This is a genomic window from Nocardia sp. NPDC049149 (assembly GCF_043197455.1).
Classification (GTDB): Bacteria; Actinomycetota; Actinomycetes; order Mycobacteriales; family Mycobacteriaceae; genus Nocardia.
Genome location: NZ_JBICTD010000008.1, coordinates 106567 through 131401, shown reverse-complemented (window position 1 = coordinate 131401; position 24835 = coordinate 106567). Strand labels below are relative to the sequence as shown.

24 protein-coding genes and 1 tRNA gene are annotated in these 24835 nt (G+C 64.9%); 16 read left to right on the top strand and 9 right to left on the bottom strand.

Features of this window, described 5'->3' with window-relative positions:
* Positions 1-41: 41 nt before the first annotated feature.
* Both ACGFNJ_RS30360 and ACGFNJ_RS30355 read left to right on the top strand, forming a co-directional pair.
* A complete protein-coding gene (locus ACGFNJ_RS30360; RefSeq protein WP_393455705.1) occupies positions 42-797 on the top strand; it encodes a DUF6193 family natural product biosynthesis protein in 756 nt (251 codons plus the stop codon).
* A gap of 127 nt (positions 798-924) precedes the next feature.
* Positions 925-1842 (top strand): D-alanyl-D-alanine carboxypeptidase family protein, encoded by a 918-nt coding sequence (locus ACGFNJ_RS30355; RefSeq protein WP_393455702.1) that lies wholly within the window; start codon positions 925-927, stop codon positions 1840-1842.
* A 110-nt stretch (positions 1843-1952) separates the two neighbouring features.
* On the opposite strand, the gene ACGFNJ_RS30350 is transcribed toward ACGFNJ_RS30355, so the two are convergent.
* Both ACGFNJ_RS30350 and dapA read right to left on the bottom strand, forming a co-directional pair.
* Positions 1953-3488 (bottom strand): DHA2 family efflux MFS transporter permease subunit, encoded by a 1536-nt coding sequence (locus ACGFNJ_RS30350; protein WP_393455699.1) that lies wholly within the window; start codon positions 3486-3488, stop codon positions 1953-1955.
* Positions 3489-3540: 52 nt separating this feature from the next.
* Positions 3541-4419, bottom strand: a complete 879-nt coding sequence (gene dapA / locus ACGFNJ_RS30345) for a 4-hydroxy-tetrahydrodipicolinate synthase (protein ID WP_393455696.1) — start codon at positions 4417-4419, stop codon at positions 3541-3543.
* A gap of 71 nt (positions 4420-4490) precedes the next feature.
* Between dapA and ACGFNJ_RS30340 the strand changes: the two genes are divergently transcribed.
* The 6 genes from ACGFNJ_RS30340 to ACGFNJ_RS30315 all read left to right on the top strand — a co-directional run bounded on the left by ACGFNJ_RS30340 (position 4491) and on the right by ACGFNJ_RS30315 (position 9392).
* Positions 4491-5390: a LysR family transcriptional regulator gene (locus ACGFNJ_RS30340; protein WP_393455694.1), complete on the top strand. Its 900-nt coding sequence runs from the start codon at positions 4491-4493 to the stop codon at positions 5388-5390.
* On the top strand, positions 5387-6010 hold the full coding sequence (locus ACGFNJ_RS30335) for a VOC family protein (protein WP_393455691.1): 624 nt from the start codon (positions 5387-5389) through the stop codon (positions 6008-6010). Before ACGFNJ_RS30340 ends, ACGFNJ_RS30335 begins: the two co-directional genes overlap by 4 nt.
* A gap of 125 nt (positions 6011-6135) precedes the next feature.
* The gene (locus tag ACGFNJ_RS30330) at positions 6136-7587 is read left to right on the top strand and encodes an MFS transporter (RefSeq protein WP_393455688.1); all 1452 of its coding nucleotides are present in this window, start codon (positions 6136-6138) and stop codon (positions 7585-7587) included.
* 47 nt (positions 7588-7634) lie between these two features.
* Positions 7635-8285, top strand: a complete 651-nt coding sequence (locus tag ACGFNJ_RS30325; protein ID WP_393455685.1) for a class I SAM-dependent methyltransferase — start codon at positions 7635-7637, stop codon at positions 8283-8285.
* A 5-nt stretch (positions 8286-8290) separates the two neighbouring features.
* Entirely contained in the window at positions 8291-8572 is a 282-nt protein-coding gene (locus ACGFNJ_RS30320) for a hypothetical protein (RefSeq protein ID WP_393455682.1), read from the top strand.
* Between the two features lie 154 nt (positions 8573-8726).
* Positions 8727-9392, top strand: coding sequence for a PAS and ANTAR domain-containing protein (locus ACGFNJ_RS30315; protein ID WP_393456500.1), 666 nt, complete (start codon positions 8727-8729; stop codon positions 9390-9392).
* Positions 9393-9394: 2 nt separating this feature from the next.
* Here ACGFNJ_RS30315 and ACGFNJ_RS30310 read toward each other — a convergent pair whose 3' ends face one another.
* On the bottom strand, positions 9395-10123 hold the full coding sequence (locus tag ACGFNJ_RS30310; RefSeq protein WP_393455679.1) for a GAF and ANTAR domain-containing protein: 729 nt from the start codon (positions 10121-10123) through the stop codon (positions 9395-9397).
* A gap of 214 nt (positions 10124-10337) precedes the next feature.
* Here ACGFNJ_RS30310 and ACGFNJ_RS30305 point away from each other — a divergent pair.
* The 5 genes from ACGFNJ_RS30305 to ACGFNJ_RS30285 all read left to right on the top strand — a co-directional run bounded on the left by ACGFNJ_RS30305 (position 10338) and on the right by ACGFNJ_RS30285 (position 14952).
* Positions 10338-10411: transfer RNA gene (locus tag ACGFNJ_RS30305), tRNA-Pro, on the top strand.
* 491 nt (positions 10412-10902) lie between these two features.
* Positions 10903-11130 (top strand): helix-turn-helix transcriptional regulator, encoded by a 228-nt coding sequence (locus tag ACGFNJ_RS30300; protein WP_393455676.1) that lies wholly within the window; start codon positions 10903-10905, stop codon positions 11128-11130.
* A 54-nt stretch (positions 11131-11184) separates the two neighbouring features.
* Positions 11185-12480, top strand: coding sequence for a tyrosine-type recombinase/integrase (locus tag ACGFNJ_RS30295; RefSeq protein WP_393455673.1), 1296 nt, complete (start codon positions 11185-11187; stop codon positions 12478-12480).
* A gap of 269 nt (positions 12481-12749) precedes the next feature.
* The gene (locus ACGFNJ_RS30290) at positions 12750-14309 is read left to right on the top strand and encodes an ISL3 family transposase (RefSeq protein WP_393456497.1); all 1560 of its coding nucleotides are present in this window, start codon (positions 12750-12752) and stop codon (positions 14307-14309) included.
* A 259-nt stretch (positions 14310-14568) separates the two neighbouring features.
* Positions 14569-14952: a YidB family protein gene (locus ACGFNJ_RS30285; protein ID WP_393455670.1), complete on the top strand. Its 384-nt coding sequence runs from the start codon at positions 14569-14571 to the stop codon at positions 14950-14952.
* A 159-nt stretch (positions 14953-15111) separates the two neighbouring features.
* Here ACGFNJ_RS30285 and ACGFNJ_RS30280 read toward each other — a convergent pair whose 3' ends face one another.
* Positions 15112-15441: a thioredoxin family protein gene (locus ACGFNJ_RS30280; protein WP_393455667.1), complete on the bottom strand. Its 330-nt coding sequence runs from the start codon at positions 15439-15441 to the stop codon at positions 15112-15114.
* A 636-nt stretch (positions 15442-16077) separates the two neighbouring features.
* The gene (locus ACGFNJ_RS30275; protein ID WP_393455664.1) at positions 16078-16494 is read right to left on the bottom strand and encodes a hypothetical protein; all 417 of its coding nucleotides are present in this window, start codon (positions 16492-16494) and stop codon (positions 16078-16080) included.
* Between the two features lie 1811 nt (positions 16495-18305).
* Here ACGFNJ_RS30275 and ACGFNJ_RS30270 point away from each other — a divergent pair.
* Positions 18306-19277: a MauE/DoxX family redox-associated membrane protein gene (locus ACGFNJ_RS30270; RefSeq protein ID WP_393455661.1), complete on the top strand. Its 972-nt coding sequence runs from the start codon at positions 18306-18308 to the stop codon at positions 19275-19277.
* A gap of 17 nt (positions 19278-19294) precedes the next feature.
* Here ACGFNJ_RS30270 and ACGFNJ_RS30265 read toward each other — a convergent pair whose 3' ends face one another.
* From ACGFNJ_RS30265 to ACGFNJ_RS30250, 4 genes are all read right to left on the bottom strand, one after another.
* Complete coding sequence (locus ACGFNJ_RS30265; protein WP_393455658.1) at positions 19295-19543, bottom strand: carbohydrate-binding module family 14 protein; 249 nt, start codon at positions 19541-19543, stop codon at positions 19295-19297.
* Positions 19544-19742: 199 nt separating this feature from the next.
* Positions 19743-20126, bottom strand: a complete 384-nt coding sequence (locus ACGFNJ_RS30260) for a peptidase inhibitor family I36 protein (protein WP_393455655.1) — start codon at positions 20124-20126, stop codon at positions 19743-19745.
* A 301-nt stretch (positions 20127-20427) separates the two neighbouring features.
* The gene (locus tag ACGFNJ_RS30255; RefSeq protein WP_393455652.1) at positions 20428-20595 is read right to left on the bottom strand and encodes a rubredoxin; all 168 of its coding nucleotides are present in this window, start codon (positions 20593-20595) and stop codon (positions 20428-20430) included.
* Positions 20596-20888: 293 nt separating this feature from the next.
* The gene (locus tag ACGFNJ_RS30250; protein ID WP_393455650.1) at positions 20889-22220 is read right to left on the bottom strand and encodes a hypothetical protein; all 1332 of its coding nucleotides are present in this window, start codon (positions 22218-22220) and stop codon (positions 20889-20891) included.
* A 400-nt stretch (positions 22221-22620) separates the two neighbouring features.
* Between ACGFNJ_RS30250 and ACGFNJ_RS30245 the strand changes: the two genes are divergently transcribed.
* Both ACGFNJ_RS30245 and ACGFNJ_RS30240 read left to right on the top strand, forming a co-directional pair.
* On the top strand, positions 22621-23748 hold the full coding sequence (locus tag ACGFNJ_RS30245; RefSeq protein ID WP_393455647.1) for a polyprenyl synthetase family protein: 1128 nt from the start codon (positions 22621-22623) through the stop codon (positions 23746-23748).
* 20 nt (positions 23749-23768) lie between these two features.
* A complete protein-coding gene (locus tag ACGFNJ_RS30240; RefSeq protein WP_393455644.1) occupies positions 23769-24833 on the top strand; it encodes a hypothetical protein in 1065 nt (354 codons plus the stop codon).
* The last annotated feature ends 2 nt before the right edge of the window (positions 24834-24835 follow it).

Here is a 24835-nt window from a genome sequence, read left to right as displayed (position 1 = left end):
GCCCCTGCACAAGTCGGCGTCGCACCGGCAGAATAAGCGTCATGCCGAGACAACCGCGGCAACACATCGCGCAGCTGTATCCCGAGGTGGCGGTGGCAGGGAGCCTGCAGGCCGCAATGCAAGCCGAGCTCGACCACGCCGGATACTCGCTGACGGCGTCGCTGACCAGCTCCCCCGGCTGGTGGGACTGCGCAACCCGGGTCGGAGACAACCGCAGGCACGTGACAACCGTCGCGGGCAGCGAACAACGCTGGTTCACCATGGAATTCTGGGAGCGCGGTGTCTGCATGGCCCATGGCAAAACTGCCGACTTGGCCGGCTCGGCGGGCGCGATCGGCCTCTGGCAGACAGGGTCTCGCCTGCGCGAATTGCAGGCCGCGTGGTCGTTCGTCAGGTTCGGCGAACTAGCCGAAGCCTACGAACGGGGCGACCCCGTCGAAACCCAGTGGAACCTCCACCGTCAGACACGGGCACCACACATCGACCATGCTTTGATCGAGGCGGCCTATGCTCAGCCTCGACTACGGATGCTGTTCCCCTACACCAGCCACGAGTCATTGCATCTCAGTCGTTGCACCCGATTCCCTTTCACCCGCGACATCCCCGGGATCACTCCCCTCGCGGACGGGACCTATCGCGTCACCTGGCCCAAACGCCGATCTCACCTCGGACACGCGAACACACCGTCAGAGGCCGTCGACCTCGTAGTGCGCCATCTCCCCGACGGCTGCCGACCAGCCGTCGACGCGACCGCTCTGGAACTAGACGACCCTGACTCAACATCAGAGCCGAGTTGATCAGACGCCAGATCCAGGCAATGGTCGACGAAACCCGAATATTGGGCAACTGTCAATGGGGAGGCCGCGGGTAATTGCGGTGGGGAAATACCGCTGATCGGTGGGGTGGCGCGGCAGAATGTGGACTATGCGGACATTTGCCCGATTGTTGCAGGCTGTTCTCGCCGGGGTGCTGCTCGTGGTGGTCGGGCAGGGCGTCGCCGCGACACCAGCACAAAGCCAGGTGCCCGGGATCCAGTTGCCATGGATGGCTCCGGAGCCGGACGGTGTGCAGGCGACGGCGGCGGCGCTGGCGGAGGGCATCACCGGCACGGTGCTGTGGTCGCGGCAGGCGAATACCTCGGTGCCGATCGCCAGCATCACGAAGGTGATGACGGCGCTGGTCGTGGTCAACGCCGGCGACCTCGACCGCGCGATCACCGTCCCGCACGAAAGCGTCGCGTACTCCGCCAGGTACGGCGGCAGCAGCGCAGGCCTGGTCGGCGGTGAGGTGCTCACCGCGCGCCAGCTTCTCTACGCGATGATGCTGCCATCCGGCTGCGACGCAGCCCATGCGCTCGCCGAGGCGTATGGGCCGGGCCAAGGCAACTTCATCGCCAAAATGAACGACACCGCGCATCAAATGGGCTTGGCCGGAACACATTTCACCGACCCGAGCGGACTGCCGGTGCCGACCGACACCTCCACCTACTCCACGCCCGCGGATCTGGTGACCCTCGGCCTGCGCGCGATGAGCAACCCGGCGTTCCGCGACATCGTCGGGGCGGATACGTATCACCTGCCCGCGGGCCCCGGCAACCGCGAACACCACTGGGAGACAACGAATCAGCTGCTGCACGACTACCCGGGCACCACCGGCATCAAAACCGGATACACCGACGCCGCGGGAACCTGCCTGCTGTTCCATACGGTCAGGGCCGGAATCCCGTTGATCGGCGTGGTGCTGCACAGCTCACCCCATGGCGCCGTCGCCGCCACGGATGACGCCGAGCGCATGCTGAACTGGGTCTATCACCCGATCCTGAGCGCACTACCGATCGGCTAGCGCACCGCGCCCGGAAATCAGCGTGTGCGCACAAACCTGTTGTGCCGGAGCGGAATACAGGCGGACGAACCAGGATCGCCTCGACGAGCGAGGCGATCCCGGACCGGTTGCTATACGTGGACCGCGGTGACCGCGTCGGCCGTCTCCGGGTTCTTCGGCTTCGTGCGCGGCAGGAACGCCGCGGGGATCAAGGTGAGCACGATCAGCACCACCGCCACGATGTAGGTGTGGCTGAATGCCGATGCCGCCTGCTGCAATCCGATCTCCAGCACACCGGGCGGCAACTGCTTCGCGAACTCCGGGTTGGCGTTCGCCACGATCGCCGGCTTGGCGAACTCGCGGTTGTTCAGCAGGTTGGTGAGCACCACCGAGATCATCGCGGTGCCGATGGAACCCGCCGTCTGGTTGACGATGTTCATCAACGTCGACCCGCGAGCGACCTGCGCGTGCTTCAGCGTCTGGATCGCCGCCGTCATGATCGGCATCATCGTGCAGCCCATGCCGAGGCCCATCACGAACAGCGCCGCGCACATGAGCGGATAGGAGGTGTCGACCTTCAGCTGCGTGAAGAACGTGGTGCTGACGGCGATCAGCACGATGCCGACCAGCACGATCTTGCCGGGACCGATCTTGTCGACCAGCCTGCCTGCGATCGGCATGGTGAGCATCGCGCCCAATCCCTGTGGCACCAGCAGCAATCCGGCCGCCAGCGCCGACTCGCCACGCACCTGCTGCAGGTAGGTCGGCAGCAGCAGGGCGCCGCCGAAGAACGCGATGGCGAACAGCACCATGGTGAGGGTCGCGAAGGTCAGCGCCCGGTTGCGGAACAGGCGCAGATCGATGAGCGGGTGTTCGGTGCGCAGTGCGTGGAAGACGAACGCGACCATGAGCACGATGCCGATGATCGCGGGCAGCAACACCTTTGTCGCGGCGATCGTGCCTTCACCCGGGATCGAGGAGACGCCGTAGAGGAACAGGGCCAGACCCGGTGAGGCAAGCAGCATGCCGAGGAAGTCGAACGATTCCGACGGCTCCGGCTTGTCGGCGGGCAGCACGACGAACGCGAAGATCAGCGCGATGGCGCCGATCGGCACGTTGATCAAAAAGATGTATTCCCAGCGGAATTCGATCAGCCAGCCGCCGAGGATCGGACCGCAGATCGGACCGAGCAGCATCGGAACGCCGAGCACCGCCATCACGCGGCCGACCCGCTGCGGACCGGCCGCGTGCGTCATGATCGTCATGCCGAGCGGCATCAACATGCCGCCGCCGATACCTTGGATCACCCGGAACACGATGAGCGACTCGATGTTCCATGCCGTGGCGCACAAGGCCGAGCCGAGGACGAAGAAGACCAGCGCGGCAATGTAGAGCCGTTTGGTGCCGAACCGGTCCGCCGCCCAGCCGGTGAGCGGGATGACGGTAGCCAGCGCCAGCGTGTAGCCGGTGATGGTCCACGCCGCGATGGCGTAGCTCGTGTCGAATTCTTGTTGGAAGGTGGGCAGGGCGATATTGACGACCGTGATGTCGAGAATCGACATGATCGCGCCCAGCACGACCACGCCCGCTACCTTGAAGACCGCCGCGTCTAGTTTGTCGTCGGTCGGATCAGGCTGCACTGCCTGGCTATCCGGAGGTTGGGTCACCGCTTCAGCGTTCCACCTCGAGGGCTCCAACACCAGTGAATTGACCTGTCAATTATGAGAAGGATGCGAACGCAGCCAGGGCCGACGCGGTGGCGGAGGCGGTCGCGGGCAGCAGCGGCAGGCGCACCGCCGGGCTCGGGATCCGACCCTGCGCCGCCAGGACCGATTTGATGACGGTGGGGTTGGGTTCGGCGAACAACGCCGAGGACAGTCCGGCAAGGCGATGGCCGAGGTCTCGTGCCTCGTCGAGCTTGCCGTCCCGCCACGCGGTGACCAGAGCGGCGAACGGCGCGGCGGCCACGTTCGCGGAGGCCAGGATGCCGCCCGTCGCGCCGAGGGCGAGCAGCGGTGCAATGTAGATGTCATCACCTGCCAGCACCGCGAAATCGGGTGGGCAGGTGCGCATCAGTTCGATGGTGGTGTCGTCGATGCTGCCGACGGCATGTTTGACGCCGATGATGTTCGGCTCGTCGGCGAGCTGGCGCAGGGTGTCGGCGGACAGAGTGCGGCCGGTGCGGTACGGAATGTTGTAGATGACCAGCGGCACCGGGCTCGCTGCCGCGAGACTGCGGAAATGGGCGAGCACGCCCGCCTCGGAGGGCCTGGTGTAGTACGGGACGACCGTGAGCGCGGCGGTGACCTGCGGGCCGAGCGCCGCGACCGCGTCGAGCGAGGCCGCCGTCGAGTTGGTTCCCGCACCGACGATCAAGGCGGCGTTGCGTTCTGCGCAGACCTGGGCGCAGATCTCGACGACCTGCGCACGCTCGGCCGCGGTGAGCGTCGCGGCTTCGGCGGTCGTGCCGAGCGCGACCAGGCCTGCCGCGCCGCCGTCCAGCGCCGATTCGGCCAGCTCGACCAGCGCGTCGGCCGCTAGTGCGCCGTCGGCGGTGAACGGCGTGACGAGGGGAACGAAAAGGCCTGTGAGCGTCATGGGTTCGAGCTTGGGCCAGTTGAAGCTTCAGGTCTAGTTCACATTTCTTCAGCCGAGCATAAGGTGAGCTGATGCTCGATATTCGAAAGTTGCGGCTGCTGCGCGAGTTGGCGCATCGCGAGACCATCGCGGCGGTCGCAGACGCACTCGCCTACACGCCCTCGGCGGTATCTCAGCAGCTCACCGCGCTGGAGCGGGAAGCGGGCGTGCCGTTGCTCGAGCGGACCGGTCGGCGGGTGGCGCTCACGCCCGCGGCGCGGACGCTCGTCACGCACGCCGAGACGATTCTCGCGGTGCTCGAGCAGGCCGCCAGCGAGTTGGCCACCGCGCGTACCGAACTCACCGGGACGCTCCGAATCGGCGCGTTTCCCACCGCAGTACACACGATTCTCTCGCCTGCGCTTGTCACGTTGAGCCGGGAACATCCTCGGCTCGAGTTGATGGTGACCGAGCTGGATCCGGCGACCGTGCCCGCCGCGCTGCGTGCGGGGACGTTGGATGTGGCCCTGATGCACGAATACGACTATGTGCCGGTCGAACCCGATGACGCGCTCGACACCGAGCCGTTGCTCGAAGAGACCATCTATCTGGCCGCGTTGACCGCCGAGCCGTTGGCCGCGCATCGCGAAACATCCTGGATCGCAGGGATACCCGACACGCTGTGCCACACGATGACCGTACGTGCCTGTCAGGCCGCCGGATTCATGCCGCGGATCCGCCACCATGCCGACGACTTCGGCACCGTGCTCGCGCTCGTCGCGGCCGGGCAAGGGGTGGCGCTCGTGCCCGAGCTCGGTGCGCTGACCTGCCCGCCCGAGGTCACGCTCACCGCGCTGCCGACGCGGCGTCGGACGCACCTGGCGTATCGGCGCGGCACCGGAAACCATCCCGCCGTGCGAGCCGCCCGCCTGGCGTTGGTCGCCGCGGTCGCCGGCAGCACGAATCATGGTGCGGGAAAGCAACTGTCGTGACTAAGGTGGCGGTGGTGAACCAGTTGGATCATCTCGTGTTGGCGACGCCGGACCTGCCTGCCACGGTGGCCATGGTGACGCGAGCGCTCGGCGTCTCGCCGGTCGAGGGCGGGCGACACGTCGGCCGCGGTACCCGCAACTTCCTGCTCGGCCTCGGCGACGGTGGCTATCTGGAGATCATCGGGATCGACGCCGATCAGCCTGCGCCGCGGGCTCCTCGGCCGTTCCTGGTCGACTACGTGACCGAACCACGCCTGGTGACCTGGGCGGTGCGGGTCAGCGATATCGACGCGACCGTTGCCGAGGCGCGCACCGGCGGGTACGACCCCGGGTCGATTGCCGACATGTCCAGGCAGGCCCCCGATGGCCAGACGCTGAGCTGGCGGCTGACCGGGTCGCGCGATGTGGTGCCGTTCCTCATCGACTGGGGGTCGACCGCCCATCCCTCGGAAAGCCTGCCGCAGGCGCGGTTGCGAACGCTCGACGCCGTGCATCCCGATCCGGTGGCGACGATTGCCCGATTGCGGGCACTGTGGGTCGAACTCGGGGTGCGGCCAGGCATTCGGCCGGGATTGATCGCCGTGCTCGACGGACCGCACGGCAGCCTCACCCTGCTTTGAGCGCACGCGAGTGAATAGTCGCCTCTCCCCCGGGTAACCGCTCGGCAGCGATCGCACCGCGCGCGACCTCGTCGACCCGCCGTCACGCAGCGTCCGCGGCAGGTTGCGGAGACCGGAGGTGGGCTGTGCAGACGATATCGACCGACATACCCGCGCGACTTGATCGGTTGCCGTGGTCACGCTGGCACTGGATGGTGGTGATCGGGCTCGGATCCGTCTGGATTCTCGACGGCCTGGAGGTCACCGTCGTCGGCAGCGTGGCAAGTCGGCTGGCGGAGCCGGGTAGTGGCGTGACCATCACCGCCGCACAGGTTTCCGGGATAGCCGCGGCGATGTACGTCGCGGGCGCGGGGGTGGGCGCGTTGTTCTTCGGTTGGCTCACCGACAGATTCGGCCGCAAGAAACTGTTCCTGATCACCTTGGCGGTGTATCTGTTCGCGACGGCGATGACGGCGCTGTCGTTCTCGATGTGGTGGTTCATCCTGTTCCGCTTCCTCACCGGCTTCGGGATCGGCGGGGAATACGCGGCAATCAACTCCGCGATCGATGAGCTGATACCGCGGAAGTATCGGGGGCGCATCGACATTGTGATCAACGGGACGTTCTGGCTCGGCGCGACCGGTGGTGCGTTGCTGTCCATCGTCGCGTTGAACACCGACCTGTTCGCGCCGAATATCGGCTGGCGCTTGACCTTTGCGCTCGGTGCGATCTTCGGCCTGATCATTCTCGTTGTCCGCCGCCATGTTCCGGAGAGCCCGCGCTGGCAGTTCATCCACGAACGCGAGGACGAGGCCGAGCAGACCGTCGGCGCGATCGAAGAACAGGTCGAGGCCGACACGGGCCGCGAGCTGACCGACGTGTCCGATCAGCGGATCGAGGTGAAACAACGCCACACCATCAGTTTTCGGGAAATCGCGGCGGTGATGGTGCGGCACTATCCGAAGCGGAGCGTGCTCGGGCTTTCGCTGTTCATCGGGCAGGCGTTCCTCTACAACGCGATCACCTTCAACTACGCGCTCATCCTGTCGAAGTCGTTCGGCGTGGCCGACGATCGGGTCGGCTACTACTTTGCTGTGCTCTGCTTCGGCAACTTCCTCGGCCCACTGCTGCTCGGCAGACTGTTCGACACGGTCGGCAGGAAGCCGATGATCGCGGGCTGCTATCTCGGGTCTGCGGTGTTGTTGTTCGGCACGGCATGGCTTTTCGCGGGCGGGATGCTGTCGGCGACGACGCTGACCGCGTGCTGGACCGCGGTGCTGTTCGTCGCGTCCTGCGGGGCCAGTGCCGCGTATTTGACGGCGAGCGAGATCTTCCCGATGGAGACGCGGGCGATGGCCATCGCGTTCTTCTATGCGCTCGGGACCGTCGCAGGCGGTGTGGCGGGCCCGCTGGTGTTCGCGAAGCTGGCCGCCGCCGGTGATCTCGGCAAGACCGCGCTCGCGTTCGCCATCGGCGCCACTGCGATGTTCCTCGCGGGACTCGTAGAGCTGGCCTATGGCGTGCGCGCTGAAGGGCGTTCGCTGGAGGACATCGCGCAACCGTTGAGTGTCACCGCTGTGGCGAAGACACCTTCCTAAATTGTCTCAGACACCTTACCCTTGGGTGAGCCACGGAAGGGACACCGATGTCAGCCGCTTTGCCGTATTCCCCCGCCCGCGCCTTCAACAGCCTCGTCACCCAGGGCTGGAACCAGCTCGCGCGGGTGTACAACTCCCCCATCCTGCAGCGAGTCGCCTACCAGCCACCACAGGACGAAATCATCGAGCAGCTGCGGATCGCCGGCATCCAGCGGATTGCCGATGTCGGTTGCGGCACTGGGATTCTCGCCTCACGCATCCAGCGCGAACTGACACCCGATCTCATCTACGGCTGCGACGCCTCCGTCGGCATGCTGCGTGAGGCGCAGGCCCGATCGAACCAGGTGCGCTGGATCAACCGGAAAGCCGAAAACCTCGGACTGGACGACGGAGCCGTCGACGCGGTCGTCTCGACACACGCCTTCCACTTCTTCGACCATGCAGCCGCACTCACCGAATTCCATCGAATCCTCTCCCCCGGCGGGCTTCTCGCGATCGTGCTCAACAACCCGCGCAGCCGATTCGCGCGACTGCTGCAGCCGACGGTGGTGCAGGGCCTCGCCTACTTCCCGCCACCCGACGAGATGCGGGCACTCGTTGAAGCCGCGGGCTTCCGCATCACCCAGCAACGCCCGGTGCGCAGGCCGATCCCCGACCAGCTCGTGCCCGACATCCTCACCGTCGCTCGACGCGGTTAACCGTTATGCCGCAACCGATCCCGTCACAGCGGTTCGGGGCACGCGTCGAACGCCTACCCGCGCCCATCCCGGCCGCCTGGGCCTGGCGCATCCGCCGCCACACCGACGTCGAGGCATGGATCAGCCGAATCCAGCGGCGGCACTACCACTTCCGGGACACCGTCGTCTGGCCGGGCCTGCACCGACTCGGCGTCGACGAGCAACTGCTCGACACCGCCCGCGAGCGACACGTCAGGATCTTCGACCCGATATACGACGCCGCCCGCATCGCGCACTGGTACATCTGATCTCCGCACCCGGGTATTCTCTGCAGCGGACGCGCTGCCCCAGCCCCCGCCAGCCGACCGAATTCGATAACCACATCGGTCGAGTGAAAGGGGCAGGTCGTTGGATAAGTCTGCTTATGTTCCGGAAGCCGCGCGCGGGAACGCGCCGGCGGGCATGGGCACCACGGGGGCAAACACGGCAACGCCGGTCGAAGGCGTGCTCGGCGCAGGCAAGACGCAGAGCGCCGGAACCTTCCGCTTCTGGCTGCAGGATCAGCGCTGGGAATGGTCCGACGAAGTCGCGCTCATCCACGGCTACCAACCCGGGACCGTGCATCCGACCACCGAACTCCTACTCTCACACAAACATCCAGAGGACCGCGAACAAGTCGCGAACACCATCGCACGCACCGTCGAGACCGGCGAACCGTTCTGCAGCCGACACCGCATCCTCGACACCGCGGGCCGGGTACGGCACATCCTCGTCGTCGGCGACGACATGCTCGACGGCAACGGCGACGTGATCGGCACCACCGGCTATTACGTCGACATCACCGAGACACTCGCCGAAGACCGCAGACTCATCCTCGACGGCGCACTCCCCGAGCTGTACAACTCGCGCGCCGCCATCGAACAGGCCAAAGGCGCGCTCATGCTGGTCTACGGGATCAGCGAAGAGCAGGCGTTCCGGGTGCTCATCTGGCGCTCCCAAGAAACCGGCGTCAAACTGCGCGCGCTCGCCACCCAACTCGTCACCGAAATCGCCACCATGGACGCGCCGATGGTCGAACTGCGCACCCGCTTCGACCACCTGCTGCTGACCGTGCACGAACGGGTGTGAGCTCAGCGCGGACTGTTCAAGATCTGGCTCGTGTCGATGGTGCGGTCGACCACCGCACGAGCCAGCTCGTGCAACCGTCCTCGAGTGCGCCGGGCATACCCGCGCAACGCGTCGAACGCCGCCTCCGGATCAAGATCGCCCTGCGCGGCCAGGATCCCCTTCGCCTGCTCGATCACAATCCGGCTCTGCAACGCCGACTGCAGCTGACCGTTGACCGCCTTGTGGTCGGCGAGCAGCCTGGCCTGCACGATCGCGATGCTCGCGATATCGGCCAACGCCTGCCCGACCAGCAGGTCGTCCTCGCTCAAATGCTCCTCGCCGGAATTGAACAGATTCAGCGCGCCGACCCGATCCTTACGCAAGCGCAGCGGCAACGCGTACACCGATCGAAACCCCTCCACCATGGCCTGCTTGGCGAACAGCGGCCAACGCGCCTCCGCCACCGCCAAATCCTCGACAATTACCGACCTACTGGTCTGATATGCCTGCACGCACGGCCCGTCCCGCACCTGGATCTGCAACAACTCCAGCCACCGGGTCGCCTCGCTCGTCGAAGCCAACACCCGCAACGCACCGTCCTGGCCCGCCAACAACACCGCCCCGGTATCGACAGGCAACAAATCCACCGCCCGATCCAGTAGCTCCTGGACGACGTCCAGCGGGTCATACTCGTCCACCAGCGAAACCGCCACCTGGACAAACGCCGCAACCAGTCGCCGCTCCCGACTCATACCGCTCCCTCCATTCGCCGAACCAACCCGGCAATTCCGTCGATGCGGTAATGCCCCCGCCGCCAGCCATCAACCAGCCACCCACGTCACCCCCCTAGCCACAACCCATGCGGCGGACCATAATTCACCCTCGCGCCACGCCGTTAACCAGGCGATTCGCTCCGTTGGGGTTCGCTGAGGTAATCTCTTCGAGCGCCCGAAACCGGGCGCACCACGGGCTGTGGCGCAGCTTGGTAGCGCACCTGACTGGGGGTCAGGTGGTCGCAGGTTCAAATCCTGTCAGCCCGACGAGGTCAGAGGCGGTTTCCGCCTCTGACCTGAGTCATTTTGTGGACCAATTGTGGACCAGGGCGCAAGGCCCGGGTGCAACGGGTTTGACGGGCACAGGTCAAGTCAGCGGGTTCTCGGCGCAGGTCGAACGGTTTTTTGGGTCTGCCCCACACACGGCGGTCGGCACGGCGCACGGGACCGCTCGCTGGTCCCGTCGTGGGTGCTGGATGGTTGCCCGCCGCCGCGTGTGGGGCTTACTCTTCTAGAGCACCCGATTTGTCGGGGTTTCCCGGTAACCGCGGCAGCGGAGCCGGAGGTAGCGCCAGCCCATAGAGATCCGATCCCACGCGAGCTTGCCGTGATCGCGTCGCTGAACCAGGCACACGACGGGCTCCGGAATCGTCGACGGCGGCTGGCATCCCATGACGGTCGACGTCATCCTCTGTCCGAAAGCGCTGCGCTATTTCGGGGTTGGTGTGATGTCGGCTCCGAAGGCAAGGGGGTCTGCCATGGAACATGCCGACCGCGCCCCGCTGGGGTTGTTGAAGCAGCGGATGTACACCACCGGCGAAGTCGCCGAGATCCTCGGGGTGGACACCTCGACATTGCGGCGATGGCGTCGCGGATGTCCGGTCGAGGGACCGGGATTCGTGCGGATGTCCGAACGAGTCGCGAAATACCCGGAAAGCGACCTCGAAGCCTATCTGGAAGCACGGCACGTAACGCCCGCCGCGTGAGCGATCAGCACGCTGCTCCCGCACCGTCTCGCTTGGGCGTGGAGGTGCGGCGCCATGTCTGACGCTGTGCAGGTTCCGCTCGGGATCAAGCTGACCGTCGACATCGAGAAACTCGAACGTCGAAGGTCGGGCAAACCGTTCCGCGCTCGGTTGCGCTGGACCAATCCCCTGACCAAACAACGCGACTCCAAATCCGAGGTGTTCGAAACCGAAGACCTCGCCCAGACGTGGATCGACCAGATGATGCAACTCGCTCGCCGCGGCCTGGATCCGGTCACCGCCAATGTCTCACTCCTCGACTACGGCGACGCCAACATGTCGCTGGCACTGAGCGGGCTCGAGCTCAAGACAACCGACCCCTATCTCTGCGGCTGGCGAAAGCGGGTGGTACCAACTCTCGGGCACCTCCTGGTACCCACGATCACCAACGGGATCGTGGACCGCGCCGTCGTGCAATGGATCGAAGAGGACAACTGCTCGAAGTCCACCATCAAAAACACCATCGCGGTTCTGGTGCGCGTGATGGAGCAAGCCCGACGAGACGGGCTGGTCGTCCTCAATCCCGCCCGTGTGCGTGGCTGGCAAGCCCTCTACAAACAGATCGAGGACGAACTCGAGGACCCACGCGCACTAGCTCTTCCGAACTGGCACGCCCTCGTCGAACTGTGCGATGCCCTCGTCGCCGCGTCCTACGAGAACTACCGGGGCTGGGGCAACGTCGTCATGTTCGCCGCCTGCACCGCCGCACGCATCGGTGAGGTATCCGGGTGCCGAGTCCGCGACATCGACACCGACTCCTGGATCTGGACCGTACGGCGACAAACCACACCAGGCCCCGGCGGACTCATCGACAAAGGCACCAAGGGCAACCGCGCCCGCTACGTCCCGATCATCGAACAGATCCGACCACTCGTCACCGAACTCATTGCCCTACAACGCAACAACCCTGACGCGCGTCTGTTCACCGGGCCACGCGGCGGACGAATCACCACCGCCGGACTACGCGACGGCACCCACTGGGACGAAGTCGTCGCCAAGCTGGGCTATGAACATCTCGTACGCCACACACTGCGCCACACCGGACTCACCTGGTACGCCGACGCCGGAGTACCACTCCACCGACTCCAGCAGATCGCCGGGCACGCAGACTCGCGGGTCACCGAACGCTACATCCGCCCAGACCACCAGAGTCTCAGCGAAGACGGACAACGCCTATCGATACGCCTGCGCACCGGCACGAACACTCCCGAGCCGCCAGCCACCAATCCTGCAACGTCACAGGATATTCAGACCACCGAGCAACAACTCCCATCGAATGTCCTACCGTTCCGGCGCCGATCGGCGAACTAAATATCGACATCCCACGCCGAAACTCCCAGGTGCCCGGAGACCAGACATAGATCCACACCGGCCAGCCTCCCGCCCGCTGCGATCAAAGGGCGGGAGGCCGACTGGTGGCTCTGTCAAGTCCGATCGAACCTTGGATCAGGCACAGTTTGCGTGATTGACCCGACCTGGATTGCCAACGGGCGCTTGATGATCGATCATGTCGCTGGTGTTCTGATCTTGGACCGCTCGCGGTCTTGTTCCCGCATCTGGATGGGCTGCAGATCGACGGCATGACCGCGGCCGGGCTTCGAGTGGACCTCGATGTGAGCACCTGTGACGAGGCAGCGGTCTGTTCGGGCTGCGGAACGTCGTCCCGTCGGATCCATAGTCGCTACCGGCGGCGATTGGCCGATACGGCGATCGCCGGCCGAGAGGTCGTGATCCGGTTACGAGTGAGGCGGTTGTTCTGCGACAACTCCGATTGCGGGAGAAGGACTTTCGCCGAGCAGCTGCCAGGACTGGCGGAGCGGTATGCCCGACGGACGACCATCCTGCAGCGTCTGTTGTGTGTGGTCGCGCTGGCATTGGGTGGTCGTCCGGGTGCCCGGATGACAAGGCATTTGGCGGCCTCGGTCAGCCGGATGACGCTGCTGCGGCAGATCCGGGCGCTGCCCGATCCCGACCAGGCGACACCCCGCGTACTCGGGGTCGACGATTTCGCCCTGCGTCGCGGGCACCACTACGGCACGATCCTGATCGACATCGAGACCCGGCGTCCGGTCGACGTGCTCGGCGACCGCACCGCTGACACCCTCGCTGCCTGGCTGCGTGCCCATCCCGGAGTCGAGATCGTGTGCCGCGACCGCGCCGGCGCCTACGCCGACGGCATCTCGGCCGGAGCGCCGAATGCTCTGCAGGTCGCAGACCGATGGCACATCTGGCACAACCTCGGCGAAGCGGTCGAACGCGTCGTAGCCCGACGCCGAGACTGCTTGGGCGCCACGGCCGTCGCTGAGTGCGATGTCGAGCCAGTGGTCGTGCGCCAGCAGCAACCGCCGATGGCTTCCGAGGTGATCGAGCCACCAACCGGCAGGACGGACAAGTGGGCTGTCCGGACTCGTGAACGCTACGTCGCAGTCCACGCACTGCTCGGCGACGGTGTGAGCATCCGGGCTGTTGGCACCCAGCTCGGCTTGGCCCGGGGAACCGTGCGGCGTTTCGCCCGTGCCGCCAGCGTCGAGGAGTTGCTCGTCAACCATGGCACCGGGCGGCGCCCGAGTCTGCTCGAGGAGTTCAAGCCCTATCTGCATCAACGATGGAATGAGGGCTGCACCAACGCAACTCAGCTATTCCGTGAGATCCAGGAACTCGGCTACCGCGGAGGCAGCAAGATCCTGCTGAACTACCTGCACCCGTTCCGCGCCATCAGCGACATTCCCCGCGCAGTCCGCAAGCCGCCGTCAGCCCGTCGCGTCGTCAGCTGGATCATGAGCGAGCCCGCCCGTCTCGATCCCGACGATCGGCAGCGGCTCGACGCGATCCTCACCAGGAGCGCCGAACTCACCGCCTTGGTCGGTCACGTCCGAGCCTTCGCGACGATGATGGTCGAGCTGCGTGGTCGTGAGCTGGAGCGATGGATGGCCGCCGTCGATGCCGAGGACCTGCCCGCCCTGCACTCGTTCGTCCGCGGCCTGCGCCGTGACCTCGACGCGGTCACCGCAGGCTTGACGCTGAGCTGGAACAGCGGACCGGTCGAAGGACACGTCAACCGGATCAAGATGATCAAACGCCAGATGTTCGGCAGGGCAAAACCAGATCTTCTCCGGAAACGAATCCTCTTGAGCGACTGAACATCCCGACCCAATCAGATCACCAAATTTGTGCCTGATCCCGAACCTTGACCCAGCTGGTCCGACCGAAACGTGACCCAGGGGCCGCCCGCGAACGCACCAAAATGCCGAGTCCAGGACGTCTGCTGCTGCCTTGGTCGCGGCACGAGTGTGGTGGCAGGGGTCATTGCCGACAGGATCGGAGTGTTTGTCGGCCAGTCGGCACCGATGGTTTCTGAAAGTCCTTGCCGCAGGACCGATGCGCGCGACCATGTCAGGTATGGATAACTCAACGGTGAACGACAGTGGCGCAGTATCTCCGATGATCTTGACTATCCCGGCCGAAAACCTTGCCGAGGCAGCGTTGGAATCGCACGCTCAGTCGTGGTTCGGTGCGGGCGCGAACGCACCCGTTACCGCTGATCAGGTCGTTCTGATCATCGGGGAAAGCCAACTCGCGCAAGCGGCCGATGCCTTCGGGCAAGAGCCCGGGGAGTTGGCCGCCGAGATCGCGAGCCAGCTTCCGAGTCTTGTCGACTCGGTGAGCAGCCCCGAGTATCTCGGCCCGGACGGTGAGGTCCCCGAGCTTCAAGTCCGTCTGGCGCCGACGGCGAGGGGGATGTCGATCGCGGCCGGGTGCCGCGCCTGCACGAACGATTTCTGACACAGCACTGTCACTCCACCCGGTGGTGTTGCGTGGTTCATTCCGAAGCGAATCCACGCGACACCAACATCCGCGTAGCCGACTACGCGCGTACGTGTCGATGCTCCAGATGTGAATCCAGCCCGCTGATGCGCACTAAGGTTCGGCCTGAGGTAAGCCTCAGATGTAGGTGTCGAGGAAAGCCGCGATCCGGGACTCGCTCAGATTCCCTATCTTTGAGTCTTTGACATTGCCGTCCATGAACAGCATTAGCACAGGGATGGTCCTGACGCCGAGTCTGGCGGGGGTTTCCTGATTCTCATCAATATTCAGCTTTGCGACGGTGACACGTCCCTGGTACGCCGTCGCGATGTTGCCCAAGGCCGGCGCGATCGCCTTGGACTCAGCGCTCCACTCGGCCCAGAAGACGACCAGAACCGGATGGTCAGCCTTGAGCACGGTCTCCTCGAAGGTGGAATCGGACACGTGCACAATCAGGTCGGAAGACATCGGGCTCCTCCTGAGCGGATAAAACGAAGGGCAACTGCAAGCGCCGTTGCTCACCAAATACCCTCGGGCACTTGAGATTCTAATCGGTTAACCCCAGGCGAACCCCACTTTCTTCAAGGCCGAGCGGCCCCGCAATCTCCGACAGGCCGCGCAGCGACAACTCTCATACTCATGCTCGTATCACGAACGCACCATCATGCCGCGCGACGCGCTACGAGCGCACGGTGGTCAGCCGCTGATCGGTTGGCCACCAAAGCCTCTGGAACATCCGCACGCACCGAATATCGTGCGCCCATCACACCGCACGCGTCCGGCCGACGCCGACTCGGCTGCGATTGGCTCCGGCGGCAGGCCAGTACCCAGCCCCGACCCGATGTCGAGTCCCCCGGCGGACCTATGTTGTGACGCGATCACCGGCACGACATGGGCAGGCAGACGTGCGATACTAGCCGCTGGGCGCGCGTTCTGATATGGCCAAGCGGCATTCCCGAAAGGTCAACGGACAGAGATCATCTCGGTCCTGCGAACATCCGATATTGCCTGACTACCGCGCGTCGATCGCCGAGCCCAGTCCGTGGGTCGGAGCGGGCTCGGCAGCGCTGGGCCACAATCGATTCGGGCATCAGGAATGCGGTTTCACGCACCGGCGGGTGCTTCAACTTCCACTTCCGGTAGGCAGGACGCTCGATACTGGCTGACTTTGCCAGCCGTACGCACGGTTTTGACGCAGCTGTACTCGTTCACGTAGGCGGCGCGCTGGCCGTTGAGGAGAAAGGTGTCCTCGGCGGGCACGACAATCACCTTGGTTCCGTCATCGAGAGTCCGGCTCCTGAGAACGCGCGCCGGCGACTTACCGGCGGGGACTCTGATTCCCGCGACGGTGGAGGTAGTGGCGGTCGGGGCCGCTGACGCCAGTAGGGGCATGAGGTCGGCGTCCGCAACGAGCACGGCGCCGATCAGTGCGGCGAGTGTCACCACCGTCCAGCAACGTCGTGGAGCGGTTGAGCCTCCCTTTTTCAGGCGGGTGCTGATATTCGGCTGACGCATGCTCATACGGTCTCCCTGACGATAGCTACTGGGGATGCCGGGCTTGTTGAGGCGACCTACTCGTTCGCCAGCGACCGACTCTCAGTACTCGACGATTCCGTCCCGAACAATCCCTTATGGTTCGGGACCGACGCATCTCCAGATGGGTCAACCCGACAATCAATTCGCGTAGATCGACGTCGCACCTCTTCAGGGCCGAGCGGCTCGCGGCGGCGATCGACTTCGTGTCGATGTAGTCGATCATTCCGCGCAGACGTCTTTCTATGCCGCGGAGCGCGCGTTGGTCGGTCGTCCAAAATGGCTGGCTGGCAGCAGGTTCCCAACGCACGCACATAGCCGATGTGCGCGCCTCTGCTAGTCCGCGCGATCCTTCCGCACTCGGTCAGCTGCTCTCGTTGTTGAGACAGGAACCGGCCCCGGCCTCAGACTGTTCTTTGGCGGGTGGACTAGCTCGCGAATGTTGAAGGCCCACAGGAGGACTGGACATGACTGAGTCGCAATCCGAACCTGAAGGTGCTGAGCCGGTCGTGATTCCGGCAACAGAGGTGAGGCCGGAGGATGTAGGTGCGTTGTCGGTTCGATACACCGAGGGTGTGCCCGAGCTCGTTCTGACTGGCGGGCGCGTAGTCCCGCAGAGTCTCGCGGTCACAGATGGCGCAGGGAATCTGCTCGCTACATACACGGCAGGCTCTGCTGAACCGGAGACCCCGATCCCTGCCATTGCGGCACGGAACTACGCAGGCAATTTCACCGTCATCTTCGACTCTGCCCCACGAGCGTAGCCAGGCTCGTGGCTGCCGCTAAGGCGTGTTTGGCTGGCAGCCACGAGGCAGGTCGATCTACTTCTCACATCGGCCTGAATCGTGGTGCATCAATCCAACGTCCGGTATTGCCCCGCGACCCGCGCGTTGGTCGGCCGTCCAAACCACTTGTCCGACAGCGCTTCCCAACGATGAACGTCGGCATGAGGCGCGGTGCCCGACATTTCGTCGAGTCCGTTTCCTCATGCCGCGTTCCCGAACCGGACAGGCCAGCTTTCCCGGCATCCGGCTCTCCAGCAACCATCGCAGCCGAAACTGCGTCAGATATCCGATCCCGTTACGGCTCTCCGCATTTCGCGTACCTCCCGGGTCCCGGATATCCCGGTCACCTGTTCCGCTTCGCCCTGCAGACGGCTTTCCCGCCCTCCCTGGTGGGGCGTGACTCCCACGACTACTACCGGAACTCTGTCGCCATAGGGTCAACGACCCCGTAGGCGATCCCACGTTCGTCATCGTCATACGTATCGAGCGCGACGTAGGTGGCCCACTCATCTCCTTAAATGTCCTCACTGGACATCGCCCCGCATCCGGAAGGCGAGCCGGCCAGCGCGCGAGACCGGCCCGGGACACAGCGTCGGTCATCAAGCATCATTTCCGACGGGCGGGCATTTGCACCAACTGGAGATTGGGCTTCAGGCAATCCAGCTTTCACCGTATCGCGCGGGTCCCCCGGACGCACCGCCCCGATGCTTGGGCACGGCCGCCGGTATTTCTGACATGCTCTTGTCCCCGTTAACCTTTCGGCCTCGGGTAAGTCAGCGGACCCACAGACCTCCTTCCAGTCTGTCCCGGCTGCGCCGGGGATATGACGATGCGCATCGTGGCGCACCGCGCTACTGCCGCGCGGCGCGCGTTGGTCAGTCGTCCAGAACGCCTGGCCATCAACATCTCTGGAACGTCTGCTACTAGCCGAATGCCGTGCGCTGGATGGGCCCTATCGGGTGAATGTTGTTGGGTAAGGTCGTTTCTGTGGTGGTCGGGGGCGACAATGCTTATGTGATCGCTTGCGGAGTGTGGATTGCGCGGCTCGCGGTGGCCGTGGTGTTCGGATGGGCCGCTTTCGCGAAATGGGCCGATCGGGGCGGGACGCGGCAGGCGGTCGAGGAGTTCGGGGTACCGACCCGCTGGGTCGCCACAGTAGCGTGGACGCTACCCGCGACCGAGCTCGCCGTCGCGGTGGCAGTACTGCCGTCCTGGACCGCGGTGTGGGGTGGAGTGGCAGCGCTGATTCTGCTGGGGAGCTTCAGCATCGCGGTGGCAGTGTTGCTTGCGCGGGGGCGGCGGCCCGCGTGTTCGTGTTTCGGCGCGGCGAATACCGCCCCGATCGGGTCAGCGACACTGATCCGCAACGCGGGGATCGCGGCATTGACCGGGCTGGCGATATGGGGTTCGCTGGTGAATGACGCTGTGCCGCAATCGATCCCAGCTGATCGGGCGGTCGGTCTCGCGGCAATGGCCGCAGTCGCCGTGCTGCTGTGGTATCAGCAGCTCGAACTGCGGCGGTTGCGCCGACGGGTGGATGAGGGTCTCGCCGGGCGAACCGCGACCGACGGCTTGGCGATCGGGGTGCCCGCACCGGCCTTCGAGTTGAGCGACACCGACGGCGAACGCCACAATCTCGGCAAAGCATTGGCGGCGGGGAGACCGGTGCTGCTGCTGTTCCTGCATCCCGGTTGTACGCCGTGCGCGACCATCGCGGCGGAACTGCCGCGCTGGCGGCAACGGCTGGACGGTGCCGCCACCGTCATGGTGATCGGAAACGATGACCCGGTCGCCACCGCCGAGTGGGCGCACGAGCACAACGTCGCGTCGATGCTGGCGCTCGAGGACACCGCACTGATTACCCGATACCGCCTGCGCGGCGCACCCAGTGCGGTGTTGATCGATGCCCGAGGCCGGATCGCGTCCTCGACCAGGACCGGCAGTTACGCGATCCGGGAGCTGGTGGACGGCATCCCGGTCCGGTAGTGGATTACAGACTCTGACTACGGCGGCGGGTCGACGATACAACCGGCCTCGTAGGACCACAGGCACGCGTCTTGGCCGTGGTCGTAATGCAGCCTGCCGTGGGGGCAGTTGTCCGGGTTCACATGGCAATCCGCACAGTACATCTCGTAGGCGCGGACCTGGCCCTCGCACGTGATGAACTTGGTGCAGTCGAAGGGGTGGATATAGTTCCCGTCCGGCTTGCCCGTGCAATCGTAGAAGTCCACCAGTGCCTGGTCGTTCGACATCGTCCTGCTCCCCTCTCGCGCAGTGAATTCCGCGACCGCAGCACGCCGCGCAGTCCACCACAACGATACGGTGGTGGCCCCCCAGCCGGTAGTCCAGTTGCCGATACCGGCCAAAGCCTGAATCGCGCACGCCGCCCGTCCTCGCGTCCGAAGCACCCCCGGCCTTCGCTCCGCCGGGGGCACCGCGTCCTGGGGTAGCTTAAGGCCGCTGCCCGGCGGGAAACGGCCAGGCGGCTGCGGGGTTGAGCACGGTGGTCGGCTCGGCGCCCGGCTTGGTGACGACTTTAGTTCTCGGTGCGGGGCTTGTCCGGGTGACCTGGAGTGAGGAGATCTTGTCGTTGAGGTCGTCGCCGATGTAAGCAGTGTCGGTGGTGAAGGTTGTGCTTTGGCCTTGGAAGTCCGCGTCGGTATAGACGGTGACCTGATAACCGGATGCCACCTTGACGGAGCTGATGGTGTCATCGCCCACTTTGTCGGGATCTGACTCCTGCTCTAAGTTGTAGGCGCCCACATCCAGACTCATCGTCCCGCCCGAGTAATTCGCGTGGGTGAACAGCTGGACCGCACTTGTGGCCTGAGTCATGTGAAACCTCCAAAGAGCGTCGGGTGCAACAATTCTCGCACGCGTCCAGTTGGCTCGTCGCTGGATTGAAGATGTGCCGGGCTCGCCTCTCCGGTCCCACGCTGGGGACCCGCCCGAGTCGGCCTGCGCCGCTGACCGTGAGGCTCGAAACGGACACAACAGGCCCGAAGATCAACGCGCCGAGATCATCTCGGGGCGTTCGTGCGTCCCGGATCATCCGCTACTTCCGACTTCGGGTGGAACTACATGCATGGGGCGTCACTGACGGCAATCAGGCCGACCACGGGGCGTCTGCCCAGGCTTAGGCTATTTCGATCATCTCAAAATCTGCCTTCCCATGGCCGCTGTCCGGGCATTGCCAGCTCCCCGGCACGTCCTGCCAGAGTGTGCCTGGCTCGATACCGTCTTCCGGCCACCCGTCACGCTCGTCGTAGATCAATCCACACGTAATGCATTGATACTTCTTCATAGCAACCTCCCTGGGCCGTATGACCTGCTCCGCAATCGTACGGGCGGCGCGATTGCCGGGAAGTGAAACTCAGCTTCTGCCAACGTATCCGGAGCGCCTATCGCTCTCCAGTACGCCCTGGTGCCCCGAGGGATCAACCGGAACGCACTCTGCTGCCGCGACCCGCGCGTTGTGAGCGGATAGCGGGGTTAGCGGTTGATCAGGTGGCTGCCAACGCTTCTGGAAGGTCCGCGGGTGGTTTCTGAATGGCGTTGTGTGTCGCAGACGTGGGAGCTGGTTGGTGGCTGGTGTGTTCAGGCGAGGGCAACGACGAGGGCAACGACGGGGACGTTCATCGCGCCGCGGCGCAGATTGATCACCGGATCGGTCGAGGCACGTGACCAGAAACCGGCGAATCGTCCGCCGAATATGAAAACGTCCAGGTCGTAATACAATTCGGGTGCGCCGGGTAATGCTGGTGGGTGGATGTACTGTTGCACGACGTAGCGTTGTCCACCGCACGCGGCGGCGATCGCGGCTCGCCAGCGTGCCGGGGCGGTCACCGGGCCGATCAGTACACCGGTGCCGCCGGATCGATCGGCCGGTTTGATGACCAGTTGGTGCCGGTGATCGGCGACGAACTGCGGCAACGAGATCAGGTTGCGGTCCGGATCTGTGGTGGTGTCCTCGCTCAGCAGACGGGTCCATGGCAGATGTCGGTCGATCAGAGCCTGCTCGTCGTCGGTCCACAAGTGCGCTGAGCGCGGATCGCTCAGCGCGGCGAGCATCGCCTTGTCACCGTGCAGATATAGCGACGCCAACGGGTTGACGAAACAGCCCGAAGTACGAATTTCGGCGAACAGATACTCCGCCGCCGTGGGCTCGGCGAGCAAGGCCGCTGGGTCCATGTTGTTACACAGCAGATCCGCTGTTCGCCCGCGACTGTCGCGGATGGTCCCGGACCGGATGCGTAACTCGGTCGCGTTCACCTGGTCGGCAGCGATTCCCTTGCCGCGCAACATTTTCAGCATGGCGGGGACCTCGATCTGGTACTGCCCGTCCAGGCTGACCACGAAGACCTCACCCGGTAGGCCCCGATGCTGTTGAGCGTAGGCGTCGAGCAGCTGATCGATGTAGAGATCGGGCTGCTCGAGTAGCGGCTGAGCCATCTCCACCACCGCCCGCGGGGCGGCAACCTCGCGCCAGATGCGCATCAACTGCGCTGTGTAGAGCACACCACCAGGTCGGCACGCGTTGATCTCCACGATCTTGTACTCACCGTTGGCGTCGAGCAGCCCGTCGAACCGACACACTTGATTGATCGGCTCGAACATCGGAAGTCGCAGACATTCACCCGCGAGACCGACAGGGACCCCGAATCCGCCCTCGAGCCGATAGCGAACCGCCTTCTCCACCACCGCATGTAGTCCTTCGGTGGCTGCCCGCACCGCCTGCGCTGTCGATGCCGACACCACCAGCGGGTCGAACCGGCACGGATGCACCGAACCATAGAACATCATGCCCGCGCGTTCGAGTGCCTCGCTCAGGACCGCGTCCCCGCCACCATCACGACCGTGCGGTGCCACCTCGAGTGGTTCAGCCGACACGACCAATTCGGCAACAGGATCGGTTTCGTTGATGGTCACAAGCACTCCTTGGACGGATCTTGTTGACCATTGAAGCTGATACCACCCGCCCGGCGGTGCCACCCGCACAACAGTCGCATCTTCGGAGGTCGACAACACTCGAACCACGACGGAACGAACATGCTGAAATGCCGCGACCCGCGCGTTCGCTCGCGCGCAAACGCCAGTAATGCGGTGGCAAGCGAAACCACAGGTCACCCGATGGCGAGTCCGTCATCGGTGGTGAACCCTGCATCCTGTGTGGATTGCCAGGTTCTCCCTCCCCGTTCGGGTGTGTGGTTTCGTCAATTGCTTTGGTAGACAGTCGCTCTCCGGCGGGTCGGCGCCGGACTTTGTCCGGTATCAACCCCCGTTCTGTGAGAGAATTGATCGGTGATCCCCGAGACTGATCGTGGCGGTTGTGAATCATCCCGAGCGTGACGGTGTGATCAGGCAGGGTTCGGTTGCGTGGCAGGCCGCGACGGGGTCGGCGGGGGTGCTGTTGGATGCGGCCGAGATCGGTTCGATGGCCGAGACGCTGCTGCTGGGTTTCCTTGACGAGCAGGACTTGCTGGCCGTTGAGCTTCCCGAGTTGGCGCTGTTCACCGGGCTGTTGCGAGATCTTATTGCCGCCGGGGGGAAGCGGATCCGGCCGCAGCTGTGTGTGCTGGGCTGGCACGCGATCACGTGTGAACCACCGACTTCGGCGGTGTGGCGGGTCGCGGCGTCGTTGGAGTTGTTCCACGCGTTCGCGCTGATTCATGACGACGTCATGGATCACTCTGTGCTGCGCCGCGGTCGGCTGACCGCGCATCGCGTGTTCGCCGCCCGGTACCGCAATCACCGCGATGCCGACAGCCTCGGCGAGCATGCGGCAATTCTGTTGGGGGACATCGCGTTGGGTTGGTCCTATGAACTGTTGCATGATCGCGACAGCGCCCCGGATCTGTCGAGGGCGGTCGGCGCTGCACTGAATGCGTTGCGTACCGAGACGTTGATCGGCCAGTATCTGGATCTGTCCGCGACCGGGTGCAGTGCGGCGGACCTGGAGACCGCGTGGCGGATCATCCGGCTCAAGACGACCAAGTACACGATCGAACGCCCGCTGCAACTCGGTGCGTTACTCGCAGGTGCCGGTCGCGCGCAACTGGAGACGCTTTCCGAATACGCGATCCCGTTGGGTGATGCGTTCCAATTGCGTGATGATCTGCTCGGGGTGTTCGGAGACTCCGGTGACACCGGCAAGGGCACGCTCGACGATCTGCGCGAAGGCAAGCACACTGTCCTGATGGCCACCGCCTATCAGCGGGCCACCCCCGCCCAAACGCGACTGTTACGTCGATATCTCGGCAACCCCGGTCTGAGCGAGCGGGACGCGGACCGGATCCGGCGGGTTGTCACCGACACCGGCGCACGCGAGGCGGTCGAGCAGATGATCGACAGTCGTGTCTCGCAGGCTCTCGCCGCCCTCGACGTCGGCACGCTCGAGCCCGATGCCGAGGGCGCGTTGCGCCGACTTGTCCACACCGCCGCCAACAGGTCCACTTGATCAACCCGCAGGAGTCGCCCGTGGCCACGCAGTCCGTACCCGATCACATCGCCGATCAGAGCGTTCCCGCGCTCGCGCTCTACTGCCCGATCCCGCTGTCGTTCCACCCGAACGCCCAACTGGTGCAGGACCGTTCGTTCGATTGGATGGAGCGGCTGCGGCTGTTCGGGGATGCGACCATGCCTCGGGAGAACGCGCTGGCCACCGAAAGCGCACGAGTCAGCGGGAGCATGATCCCCGACGCATCCGATGACCTGCTGCTTTTCCAGATGACCTACATGTACTGGGGCTTCCTGCTCGACGACCTCTTCGATGCCGGCAGTATTACCGAACGCCGCCGGCAGTACCGCGCGCTCGCACCGCGGCTATTGCGGGTCCTCGAAGCACCTTTGGCGCATGTCACCGACGATCTTCCACATGTGGCGCTGCTCGGGGATATGCGCCGCTATCTCACCGCGCAGGTCTCGCCGTCACTGGTCCGACTGTGGATCGACTCGTATCAGGCGTGGCTGCTCGGCGTGGCATTCGAATTGGACGATGCCCTCACCGGGGCGCTGCCCGGCATCGATGAGTACTTGTTCACCAAAATGTTCGACGGCGCCGCCCGCGCCGTCACGACCACCGTGGAGGTGTGCGGCGGCACGGAACTTCCCGCGGCCGAACGGGAAAGCCCCGCCGTCACCGCCTTGACCCACGCCGCGGGCGTGCTGATGAACCTGTACGCCGATCTGTCGTCCCACGCCAAGGAATCCCCGACCGACCGCAACATCATCAACGTGCTGCGAGCCGACGGACGCGATCGTGACCACGCTTTGGCCGGAGCGGTCGAATTGTGCGATCGGATCATGGTGCTGTTCCTCGAACTGCGCACCCAGACCCTTCCCAGGGTCAGCCCCGCGACGTCGGTCTATCTGACCAACCTCGGCACCACCTTGAGCGGAATCCTGGATTGGTGCGCCATCACCGCCCGGTTCACCACCGGCGCAGGCCGCCCCAGCGTGAGCCGTGCCGAGCAACCGTCCAGGTCCGGGCTCACACCCCCGCCCTACCCGAACATCGCCTGGTGGTGGGACCAACTCGACTGAAC

Bases quoted from the DNA above. Each gene is read 5' to 3' on its own strand.
- ACGFNJ_RS30325 (WP_393455685.1), top strand. From the start codon at position 7,635: ATGTCAGCCGCTTTGCCGTATTCCCCCGCCCGCGCCTTCAACAGCCTC.
- ACGFNJ_RS30340 (WP_393455694.1), top strand. From the start codon at position 4,491: ATGCTCGATATTCGAAAGTTGCGGCTGCTGCGCGAGTTGGCGCATCGC.
- ACGFNJ_RS30290 (WP_393456497.1), top strand. From the start codon at position 12,750: ATGACCGCGGCCGGGCTTCGAGTGGACCTCGATGTGAGCACCTGTGAC.
- ACGFNJ_RS30300 (WP_393455676.1), top strand. From the start codon at position 10,903: ATGGAACATGCCGACCGCGCCCCGCTGGGGTTGTTGAAGCAGCGGATG.
- ACGFNJ_RS30260 (WP_393455655.1), bottom strand. From the start codon at position 20,126: ATGACTCAGGCCACAAGTGCGGTCCAGCTGTTCACCCACGCGAATTAC.
- ACGFNJ_RS30280 (WP_393455667.1), bottom strand. From the start codon at position 15,441: ATGTCTTCCGACCTGATTGTGCACGTGTCCGATTCCACCTTCGAGGAG.
- ACGFNJ_RS30320 (WP_393455682.1), top strand. From the start codon at position 8,291: ATGCCGCAACCGATCCCGTCACAGCGGTTCGGGGCACGCGTCGAACGC.
- ACGFNJ_RS30275 (WP_393455664.1), bottom strand. From the start codon at position 16,494: ATGAGCATGCGTCAGCCGAATATCAGCACCCGCCTGAAAAAGGGAGGC.
- ACGFNJ_RS30355 (WP_393455702.1), top strand. From the start codon at position 925: ATGCGGACATTTGCCCGATTGTTGCAGGCTGTTCTCGCCGGGGTGCTG.
- ACGFNJ_RS30310 (WP_393455679.1), bottom strand. From the start codon at position 10,123: ATGAGTCGGGAGCGGCGACTGGTTGCGGCGTTTGTCCAGGTGGCGGTT.
- ACGFNJ_RS30265 (WP_393455658.1), bottom strand. From the start codon at position 19,543: ATGTCGAACGACCAGGCACTGGTGGACTTCTACGATTGCACGGGCAAG.
- ACGFNJ_RS30295 (WP_393455673.1), top strand. From the start codon at position 11,185: ATGTCTGACGCTGTGCAGGTTCCGCTCGGGATCAAGCTGACCGTCGAC.
- ACGFNJ_RS30360 (WP_393455705.1), top strand. From the start codon at position 42: ATGCCGAGACAACCGCGGCAACACATCGCGCAGCTGTATCCCGAGGTG.
- ACGFNJ_RS30285 (WP_393455670.1), top strand. From the start codon at position 14,569: ATGGATAACTCAACGGTGAACGACAGTGGCGCAGTATCTCCGATGATC.
- dapA (WP_393455696.1), bottom strand. From the start codon at position 4,419: ATGACGCTCACAGGCCTTTTCGTTCCCCTCGTCACGCCGTTCACCGCC.
- ACGFNJ_RS30315 (WP_393456500.1), top strand. From the start codon at position 8,727: ATGGGCACCACGGGGGCAAACACGGCAACGCCGGTCGAAGGCGTGCTC.
- ACGFNJ_RS30255 (WP_393455652.1), bottom strand. From the start codon at position 20,595: ATGAAGAAGTATCAATGCATTACGTGTGGATTGATCTACGACGAGCGT.